This window comes from Cellulomonas sp. EB106-03-03-XG116, from assembly GCF_058792015.1.
Genome location: NZ_JBYTEP010000077.1, coordinates 1 through 9,258, shown reverse-complemented (window position 1 = coordinate 9,258; position 9,258 = coordinate 1). Strand labels below are relative to the sequence as shown.

The 9,258-nt window shown below is 76.3% G+C and carries 10 protein-coding genes; 4 read left to right on the top strand and 6 right to left on the bottom strand.

The genetic code is table 11. The features are described 5' to 3' along the window. Window positions 1-23: 23 nt before the first annotated feature. Window positions 24-1,424 (bottom strand): dipeptidase, encoded by a 1,401-nt coding sequence (locus AC3WUG_RS18280; protein ID WP_492328967.1) that lies wholly within the window; start codon window positions 1,422-1,424, stop codon window positions 24-26. A 32-nt stretch (window positions 1,425-1,456) separates the two neighbouring features. Between AC3WUG_RS18280 and AC3WUG_RS18275 the strand changes: the two genes are divergently transcribed. Both AC3WUG_RS18275 and AC3WUG_RS18270 read left to right on the top strand, forming a co-directional pair. Beyond that, on the top strand, window positions 1,457-2,065 hold the full coding sequence (locus AC3WUG_RS18275; RefSeq protein ID WP_492328966.1) for a DUF3043 domain-containing protein: 609 nt from the start codon (window positions 1,457-1,459) through the stop codon (window positions 2,063-2,065). Between the two features lie 33 nt (window positions 2,066-2,098). Next, the gene (locus AC3WUG_RS18270; RefSeq protein ID WP_492328965.1) at window positions 2,099-3,109 is read left to right on the top strand and encodes an aldo/keto reductase family protein; all 1,011 of its coding nucleotides are present in this window, start codon (window positions 2,099-2,101) and stop codon (window positions 3,107-3,109) included. Window positions 3,110-3,177: 68 nt separating this feature from the next. On the opposite strand, the gene yczE is transcribed toward AC3WUG_RS18270, so the two are convergent. After that, the gene (yczE, locus tag AC3WUG_RS18265) at window positions 3,178-3,891 is read right to left on the bottom strand and encodes a membrane protein YczE (protein WP_492328964.1); all 714 of its coding nucleotides are present in this window, start codon (window positions 3,889-3,891) and stop codon (window positions 3,178-3,180) included. Window positions 3,892-3,952: 61 nt separating this feature from the next. Between yczE and yczR the strand changes: the two genes are divergently transcribed. Continuing rightward, a complete protein-coding gene (gene yczR, locus AC3WUG_RS18260; RefSeq protein ID WP_492328963.1) occupies window positions 3,953-5,425 on the top strand; it encodes a MocR-like transcription factor YczR in 1,473 nt (490 codons plus the stop codon). A 54-nt stretch (window positions 5,426-5,479) separates the two neighbouring features. Here the strand turns inward: yczR and AC3WUG_RS18255 are convergent, their stop codons facing one another. The 4 genes from AC3WUG_RS18255 to AC3WUG_RS18240 are packed head-to-tail and all read right to left on the bottom strand — an operon-like array spanning window position 5,480 to window position 7,605. Next, window positions 5,480-5,725 carry a hypothetical protein gene (locus AC3WUG_RS18255; RefSeq protein ID WP_492328962.1) on the bottom strand — a complete coding sequence of 82 codons (246 nt, stop codon included), beginning with the start codon at window positions 5,723-5,725 and terminating at the stop codon, window positions 5,480-5,482. Beyond that, window positions 5,722-6,783: a quinone-dependent dihydroorotate dehydrogenase gene (locus tag AC3WUG_RS18250; protein WP_492328961.1), complete on the bottom strand. Its 1,062-nt coding sequence runs from the start codon at window positions 6,781-6,783 to the stop codon at window positions 5,722-5,724. Before AC3WUG_RS18250 ends, AC3WUG_RS18255 begins: the two co-directional genes overlap by 4 nt. Window positions 6,784-6,793: 10 nt before the next feature. Next, window positions 6,794-7,249, bottom strand: a complete 456-nt coding sequence (locus tag AC3WUG_RS18245; protein ID WP_492328960.1) for a hypothetical protein — start codon at window positions 7,247-7,249, stop codon at window positions 6,794-6,796. Then, entirely contained in the window at window positions 7,246-7,605 is a 360-nt protein-coding gene (locus tag AC3WUG_RS18240) for a hypothetical protein (RefSeq protein ID WP_492328959.1), read from the bottom strand. The genes AC3WUG_RS18245 and AC3WUG_RS18240 overlap by 4 nt, the downstream gene beginning before the upstream one ends. Before the next feature lie 40 nt (window positions 7,606-7,645). On the opposite strand from AC3WUG_RS18240, the gene AC3WUG_RS18235 reads away from it, so the two are divergent. Beyond that, window positions 7,646-9,139: a leucyl aminopeptidase gene (locus AC3WUG_RS18235; RefSeq protein WP_492328958.1), complete on the top strand. Its 1,494-nt coding sequence runs from the start codon at window positions 7,646-7,648 to the stop codon at window positions 9,137-9,139. Window positions 9,140-9,258 lie beyond the last annotated feature (119 nt).

The window sequence follows — 9,258 nt, the reverse complement described above, 5'->3', positions numbered from 1 at the left end:
TGGAGAAGAGACGGGCCCGGGCGTCACACCGCCAGGCGCGCCAGCAGCAGCGCCTCGGCCAGCACCACGCGCTCCAGCTCGCCGAGGTGCACCGACTCGTTCGCGCCGTGCGCCCGCGAGTCCGGGTCCTCGACGCCGGTCACCAGGATCGCCGCGTCGGGGTACACCTCGAGCAGGTCGGCGATGAACGGGATCGACCCGCCGATGCCGATGTCGACCGGGTCGGTCCCCCACGCGTCGGCGAACGCGGCGCGCGCGGCCTGCATCGCGGCCGAGTCGGCGGGGGCCTGGAACGGCTTGCCGAGCTCGCCGTCCCGGACGGTCACCCGGGCGCCGAACGGGGCGTGGCCCTCGAGGTGCGCGCGCAGGGCGGCCAGCGCGGCGGCCGGGTCCTGCCCGGGCGCGATCCGCATCGACAGCTTGGCGGTGGCCTTCGGGGCGATCGTGTTCGACGCGGTGGCGACGCGCGGGGCGTCGAGGCCGATCACGGCGATCGTCGGGCGGGTCCACAGCCGCGCGGTGAGCGGGCCGGTGCCGGCGAGGGTCACGCCGTCGAGCACGCTCGCGTCGGCGCGGAACGCGGCCTCGTCGTAGTCGACCGTCGGGTCGGCGGCCGACACCAGGCCCTCGACCGCGACGTCGCCGGCGTCGTCGTGCAGCGTGGCGATCAGCCGGGACAGCAGGGTCACGGCGTCGAGCACCGGGCCGCCGAACATGCCGGAGTGCACCGCGTGGTCGAGCACGGCCACCTCGACCTCGAGGTCGACGAGCCCGCGCAGCGAGGTCGTGAGGCCGGGGACGCCGATCTTCCAGTTCGACGAGTCGGCGACCACGATGACGTCCGCGCGCAGCAGGTCGGAGTACGTGTGCAGGAACCGGGTGAAGGACGGCGAGCCGACCTCCTCCTCGCCCTCGACGAACACCGTGACGCCGACGCCCAGCTCGTCGCCGAGCACGCGCAGCGCGCCGAGGTGCGCCACGACGCCGGCCTTGTCGTCCGCGGCGCCGCGCCCGAACAGCCGGCCGTCGCGCTCGGTCGGCTCGAACGGCTCGGTGTCCCAGTCCTCGCGGGCGCCGGGGGGCTGCACGTCGTGGTGCGCGTAGAGCAGGACGGTCGGGGCGCCGGCCGGGGCGGGGCGGCGGGCGACGACCGCCGGCGCGCCGGGCGTGCCGTCGGGCCGCTCGACCGAGAGCACCTGCACCTCGGGCAGGCCGGCCTCGCCGAGCAGCCGGGCGACGTGCTCGGCGCTGGCGGCGACGTGCGCCTGGTCGAAGTCGGCGTTCGACACCGAGGGCACGCGCACGAGCGCCTCGAGGTCGGCGCGGACCGCCGGGAAGGCGGCGGCGACCCGGGCGCGCAGGTCGGCGACGGCCGCGGGGTCGGCGGGCGTGGGGGAAGCGTGGGTGGCGGTGGGCTCTGTCACGGATCGCCACGCTACTCGACTACCCTGGAGGGGTGTTCGGACGCAGCAAGGACAGCACCTCCCCCGCGGAGCAGGCCACCCCGGGTCTCGTCGAGGAGACCCCGGGCCTGATCGAGGCCGGGAAGGGCCGCCCCACCCCCAAGCGGAAGACGGCCGAGGCCGCGAACCGCCGGCCGCTCGTGCCCCAGGACCGCAAGGCCGCGGCCAAGGACGCGCGCGCCGCGCAGCGGGCCGAGCGAGACAAGCAGTACGCCGCGATGCAGACCGGCGACGAGCGGTACATGCCCGCCAAGGACAAGGGCCCCGTGCGCCGGTACATCCGGCAGTACGTCGACGCCCGGTGGAGCCTCGGCGAGCTGTTCCTGCCGGTCGCCATCGTCATGCTGCTGCTCAACATGCTGCTGACGTCGGTCAGCCCGGAGCTCGCGTTCCTGGGCCTGGTCGTCCTCTACCTGTTCATCATCGGCATGGTCGTCGACGTGATCATCATGTGGCGCAAGCTCCGCAAGAAGCTCACCGCCAAGTTCGGCGACGCCGGCCAGCAGCGCGGGCTGATGATGTACGCCGTCACCCGGGTGTTCCAGATCCGCCGCGCCCGCCTGCCGAAGCCGCAGGTCAAGCACGGCGACTACCCCGAGTGAGCCGGCGCTCCTAGACCGTCCTAGGGTGGTGGCATGGTCAACTACCGCCACCTGGGCCGCTCCGGCCTCAAGATCTCCGAGATCACCTACGGCAACTGGCTGACGCACGGCTCGCAGGTCGAGAACGACGCCGCGACCGCCTGCGTCCGCGCCGCGCTCGACGCCGGCATCAGCTCCTTCGACACCGCGGACGTCTACGCGAACACGGTCGCCGAGGAGGTGCTCGGCGAGGCCCTCAAGGGCGAGCGCCGGCAGTCGCTGGAGATCTTCACGAAGGTCTACTGGCCGACCGGCCCCAAGGGCCCGAACGACACCGGCCTGTCCCGCAAGCACATCATGGAGTCGATCGACGGCTCCCTGCAGCGCCTCCAGACCGACTACGTCGACCTGTACCAGGCGCACCGCTACGACCACGCGACGCCGCTCGAGGAGACGATGCAGGCGTTCGCCGACGTCGTGCGCTCCGGCAAGGCGCTGTACATCGGCGTCTCCGAGTGGACCGCGGACCAGATCCGCGCGGGCCACGCGCTGTCGAAGGAGCTCGGCTTCCAGCTGGTCTCGAACCAGCCGCAGTACTCCGCGCTGTGGCGGGTCATCGAGCCCGAGGTCGTCCCGGCGTCCGAGGAGCTGGGCGTGTCCCAGATCGTCTGGTCCCCCGTGGCCCAGGGCGTGCTCACCGGCAAGTACAAGCCGGGCCAGCCGCTGCCCGAGGGCTCGCGCGCGACGGACGAGAAGGGCGGCGCGAACACCATCAAGCGCTTCCTGGACCAGCCGAACGTGCTCCAGCGCGTGCAGGACCTCACCCCGGTCGCGAACGAGCTCGGGCTGTCGCTCGCGCAGCTCGCGGTCGCCTGGGTGCTGCAGAACCAGAACGTCGCCGCGGCGATCATCGGGGCGTCGCGCCCCGAGCAGGTCACCGAGAACGTCAAGGCGTCCGGGGTCGAGATCCCGGCCGAGCTGATGACGCGGATCGACGAGATCCTCGGCGACGCGGTCATCGCGGACCCGGCGGAGACGGCGAAGAACTCGCCCGCCTCGCGCTGACCCGCACGACGACGCAGGGCCGGCACCCTCCCGGGGTGCCGGCCCTGCGGTCGTCTCCGGGCGGGTGGCTAGCGGCCCTCCCCCGGCTCGGCAGGCTCCGCCGCGGCGACGGCCGGCGGCACCGGCACGGTGAGCCGCGGCAGCAGCCAGTGGATCAGCGGGCCGATGCCGAGCGCGTACGCCAGCGTGGCGAACCCGAGCGTGCCGCCCAGCGCCCAACCCACCGCGACGACGGTGACCTCGATCGCGATCCGCACGGGACCGACCGGCCAGCCGGTACGGGCGACCAGGCCGGTCATCAGGCCGTCCCGCGGCCCCGGGCCGAGCCGCGCGCCGATGTACAGCGCGGAGGCGAGCCCGTTGAGCACGATGCCGGCCAGCACCATGCCGACCCGCGCGGCGAGCGGGAGCGCCTCGGGCAGCAGGTCGAGCAGTGCGAGGAACGGGTCGATGAGGACGCCGATCAGCACCACGTTCGCGACGGTGCCGATCCCGGGCTTCTGCCGCAGCGGCCACCAGGCGCCGAGGATCAGCACGCTGAGCACGATCGTCACCGTGCCGAGCGACCAGCCGACCTGCCGGGACACACCCTGGCTCAGCACGTCCCACGGCATGTTGCCGAGGCCGGTGTGCACGAGCAGGGCGATCGAGGCGGCGTAGAGGACGAGGCCGCCGACGAGCTGGACGGCGCGCCGTCCGGCGTGGGCGGGGCGCCGGGCGGCGACGGGAGCGGTGGCGGGGGTGGCCCCCGCGTCGGCGGTGGCATCGGGCTGAGCGGTCACGGACTCATCATCGGCGCAAACCGGCCTTCCCTTCGATAGCCACTTGCGCAAGAGTGGCCTCATGTCCACGCTCCTCGTCTCCGACCGTCGGATCGGCGGCACCGGGCTGGCCGCCGTCCTCGGCAGCTGGCGGCGCCCGGGCCCGGCGTACGCCGCGCTCGCCGACGCCGTCCGCCGCGCGGTCCTCGCCGGCGACCTGCCGCTCGCCACCCGGGTGCCCGGGGAGCGGGAGCTGGCCGACGTGCTCGGGGTGTCCCGCACGACGACCTCGGGAGCGTACGGGCTGCTGCGCGACGAGGGGTACCTGGTGAGCCGCCAGGGCTCCGGGACCGTGACGGCGCTGCCCGGGGACCGCACCCGCGGCGGGGCCGCGCTCCCGCTGCACCGGCCGCTCGCCACGGACGGGGTCGTCGACCTGACGATCGCCGCGTGCCCGGCGCCGCGCGAGCTGCACGAGGCCGCCCGGCGCGCCGTCGACGCCCTGCCCCGGCACGCCGGCCACGGGTACGCACCGCTCGGCCTCGACGTGCTCCGCGCCGCGATCGCGGACCGCTACACCGCCCGCGGCACCCCGACGACGCCCGACCAGGTGCTCGTCACGACGGGCGCCCAGCACGCCATCGCGCTGCTCATGCGGACGCACGCGGGGCCGGGCGACCGGGTGGTCGTCGAGCAGCCCACCTACCCGCACGCGATCGACGCGGCGCGGTCGGTCGGCGCGCGGCCGGTCCCCGTCCCCACCGGGCGCGACGGCACCGACCTGGACCTGCTGGAGTCGACGGTGCGCCAGGTCGCCCCGCGGCTCGTCTACCTGATCCCCGACCACCACAACCCGACGGGGGCGACGCTGGGCGGCGCCGCGCGCGAGCGGGTGCGCGCGCTGGCCCGGCGCACCGGGACGGTGGTGGCCGGCGACGAGGTGCTCACCGACCTCACGCTCGACGGCCCCGCGCCCGAGCCGTTCGCCGGCGACGGCCACGCGCCGCGGGTGGTCGCGATCGGGTCGATGTCCAAGAGCCACTGGGGCGGCCTCCGGGTCGGCTGGCTGCGCGGGCCGGCGGACCTCGTGGCCCGGCTCGCGCTCGCCCGGCGCAGCGCGGACCTCGGCACGGCGGTGCTGGACCAGCTGGTCGCCGTCGAGCTGCTCCGGCTCGGCGAGGGGCCCCTGACCGAGCGGCGGGACCGGCTGCGCGCGGGGCGGGACCTGCTGGTCCGGCTCCTCGGGGAGCGGCTGCCGGGGTGGCGGTTCGCGGTGCCCCCGGGCGGGCAGGCGCTGTGGGTCGACCTCGGGGCGCCGGTGTCGTCGGCGCTCAGCGCGCTGGCGCTCGCCCACGGGGTGCGGGTGGCACCGGGCCCGGCCTTCGGGGTCGACGGCGGGCTCGAGGACCGGCTGCGGCTGCCGTTCACCGTCGAGCCCGAGGAGCTGCACCGGGCGGTCGACGGCCTGGCGCTGGCGTGGGCGGCGCTCGGGGCGCCGGGCCGGGTGGACGCGGGGGCGCCGCCGCTGGCAGGGACGACGGGCGCGCTCGTCTAGGGCCGGGCGCCGCCCGCGGGGTCCTCGCGCCCCGCGGCGGTCGGCCCGCGGCCGTCAGTCCCGCGGCCGGACCGTCACCTGCTCGGGCACGGCGCCCAGGTCGTAGGCGGGCGCCACGAGCGCGCCGTCGTTCCGCAGCACCACCGTGCGGGCCCCCTGGTCGCGCAGGGTGCGCCAGTGCGCGCCGAGCCACTCCTCGGCGTCGTACCGGGTCCCGAACACCGGCGACAGCGGCCGGTCCAGGACCTCGCCGGACGCGCCCGCGAGCTCCCACGCCCACTGCGGGTGCAGCGCGGTCACGCGGCACCCGCCGGGGCGGCCGCGCGGGTCGCGGCGTCGCGGGCGAGCGCCCGGCCGATCCGCGACGCCCAGAACGGCCCCTCGTAGATGAACCCGGTGTAGCCCTGCACCAGGTCGGCGCCCGCGGCCAGGTAGGCGCGCGCGTCCGCCGGGGTGGTGATGCCGCCGACGCCGATCACCACCCGGTCCGCGCCGAGCCGGTGCCGCAGCCGGGCGACGACCACCAGGCCGCGGTCGAGCAGCGGCGGGCCGGACAGCCCGCCGGGGCCGAGGTCGTGCGCGATCGTGGTGTTGACCGCGACCACGCCGTCGAGCCCGAGCTCGGTGACCAGGTCCGCGACCGCGTCGACGTCGGCGTCCGCGAGGTCGGGGGCGATCTTGACCAGGAGCGGGACGCGCGGGCGCCCCGCGCGGGCGGCCGACTCGTCCGCGGCGGCGCGGGCCGCCTGCAGGATCGGGCGCAGCGCGTCGACGGACTGCAGGTCGCGCAGGCCGGGCGTGTTCGGCGACGACACGTTCACGACGAGGTAGTCGGCGTACGGCGCGAGCAGGCCGGCGCTGGTGGCGTAGTCGTCGGCGGCGTCCTCGGGCGCGGTGACCTTGGTCTTGCCGATGTTCACGCCGACGACGAGCGCGCGGCCCGACGCGGACGAGCGCAGCCGGCGCAGGCGCTCGGCGACCGCGGCGGCGCCCTCGTTGTTGAAGCCCATCCGGTTGCGCAGGCCGCGCCGGTCGAGCACCCGCCACAGCCGCGGCGCCTCGTTGCCGGGCTGCGCGTGCGCCGTGACGGTGCCGATCTCGACGAACCCGAAGCCGAGCATCGTCAGCCCCGGCACCCCCACGGCGTTCTTGTCGAACCCCGCGGCGAGCCCGAACGGCGACGGGAACGTGCGCCCGAGCACGCGGACCGCGCCGGACGGCGGCGGGGTCAGCGCGGCGCGCAGCGCGCCGTTCAGGACCGGGACCCGGGAGGCGACGCGGATGGCGCGGAACGCGAGGTGGTGCGCCTGCTCGGGGTCGATGCGGGAGAAGACCTGGCGGAAGAGGAGGCCGTACACGGCCCCCAACCTACTGGTCCCCGGGGGCGGCCGGCCGGGACCCGGCGACGGCGGCGGGCCGCGGGCGGGTGCGCCAGAGCCAGGCGACGCCGAGGAACGGCAGCACGAGCGGCACGTAGCCGTAGCCCTGGCCGTACACCGACCACACCGTCTGGTCCGGGAAGTCGCCGGCGTCGAGGACCGACAGGGTGCCGACCGCGAGGACGCCGAGCAGCTCGACGCCGACCGCGGCCCAGGCGAGCCGGCGGCGGTCGGTCGCCAGGGCGATCGTGGCGACGACGTAGACGAGCGCGGCGAGCGCGGACAGCAGGTAGGCGAGCGGGGCCTCGTCGAACTTCGCGACGAGCTGGTAGCCCGCGCGCGCCGTGGCGGCGAGGGCGAACACGCCGTAGACCGCGACGAGGACGCGGCCGGGGCCGGACGCGGTGCTGCCGTGCGGCTCGGGCGCCGCCGGGCTCGCCGTCACGCGCCGGCCCAGGTCTGGTCGAGCCGCAGCTGCAGGAACGCCACCGCCACCGCCGCGATCAGCAGCACGACCGACGACCACCGGGTGCGCTCCGCGAACGCCCACAGCGCGGCCGCGGGCAGCAGGATCAGCTGGGTCACCACGTAGCCCCAGAACACGACGGGCTCGTCCGGCACCGTGCCGGTCGCCTGCCGGACGCCCGCGACGACCGCCTGGACCACCATCAGCCCCTCGACGACGGCCGCGCCCCACAGCTGCCGGAGCACCACGGCGCGGTCCCGGACCGCGGACACCAGGGCCCAGGCGGCCAGCGCGAGGGCCGCCGCGGCGACGGCGTAGAGCAGGGGCGGGGTCACGGGGCCCCACGGTACCCGGACGCGGCGATAGCATCGGCGGGTGCCCCGAGTGACGCTGACCTCCGCGAACCCCGCCCGCCAGACCGCCGACGCCCTCATCGTCGCGGTCGCCAGCAGCCCCGCCGGCCCCCGGGTCGTCGGCGCCGACTGGCTCCCCGCCGAGACCGTCGAGCAGGTGACCGGCCTCGCCGGCGTCCTCGGCATCACCGGCGCCGTCGACGAGGTCCGGCGGCTGCCCGCCGCGGGCGCCCTGGCGGCGAGGACCGTCGTGCTCACCGGCGTCGGCCCGCTCGACGAGGTCGTCCCGGACGCCGAGACCCTGCGCCGCGCCGCCGGCGCCGCCCTGCGCGAGCTGACCGGGGCGACGTCCGTCGCCGTCGCGCTGCCCGCCGAGGACGCGGAGCAGGTCGCCGCGGTCGCGGAGGGCGCCCTGCTCGGCGCCTACGCGTACACCCGGTACCGCTCGGGCGAGGACGCCCCGGCCCCGGCCGCGGAGATCACCGTGCTCACCCCGCGCGCCCGCGACAAGTCGGCCACGAAGGCGCTCGCCCGCGCCGAGGTGCTGGCCGCCGCCGTGCACGGCGTGCGCGACCTCGTGAACGCGGCGCCGAACGACCTCTACCCCGCCGCGTTCGCCGACGCCGCCAAGGCCGCGGTCAAGGACACCGGCGCCAAGGGCGTCAAGGTCACCGTGCTGGACGAGAAGGCGCTCGCCGCCGGCGGCTACGGCGGCATCCTCGGCGTCGGCCAGGGCTCGGCCCGCCCGCCCCGCCTGGTCAAGGTCTCCTACGCCCCGTCCCGCCCGGCCGCCAAGGTCGCGCTGGTCGGCAAGGGCATCACGTTCGACTCCGGCGGCATCTCGATCAAGCCCGCCGCGGGCATGGACGCGATGAAGTCCGACATGGCCGGCGCCGCCGCCGTGCTGCACACCGTGCTCGCCGCCGCGCGGCTCGAGCTCCCCGTCGCCGTCACCGGCTGGCTCTGCCTCGCCGAGAACATGCCGTCGGGCACCGCGCAGCGCCCGTCCGACGTGCTGACCATCCGCGGCGGCAAGACCGTCGAGGTGCTCAACACCGACGCCGAGGGCCGCCTCGTGATGGCCGACGGCCTCGTCGCCGCGGTCGAGGAGAAGCCGGACGTGGTCCTCGACATCGCCACGCTCACCGGCGCGCAGCTCGTCGCGCTCGGCCCGCGCGTCTCCGCGGTCATGGGCGACGACTCCACCCGCACCGAGGTCGTCGACGCGGCCGGCGCCGCCGGCGAGGCGTTCTGGCCGATGCCGCTGCCCGCCGACCTCCGCGCCGGGCTCAAGTCGAAGGTCGCGGACATCGCCAACATCGGCGACCGGTTCGGCGGGATGCTCACCGCGGGCCTGTTCCTGCAGGAGTTCGTCGGGACCACGCCGTGGGCGCACCTCGACATCGCCGGCCCGGCGTTCAACGAGAAGGCGCCGTTCGGGTACACCCCGGCCGGCGGCACCGGCGTGGGCGTCCGCACGCTGCTCGCGCTGATCGAGGCCCGCGCGATCCGCTGACCCCGGCGCGGCGCCGGAGCGCCGCCCGCCCCGCACGGCCACGAGCGCCCGGCGCCCTCCCCGGAGGGCGGCCGGGCGCCTGTTTCTTCTACACATCTGACGCTGCCGACGAAGGCCGT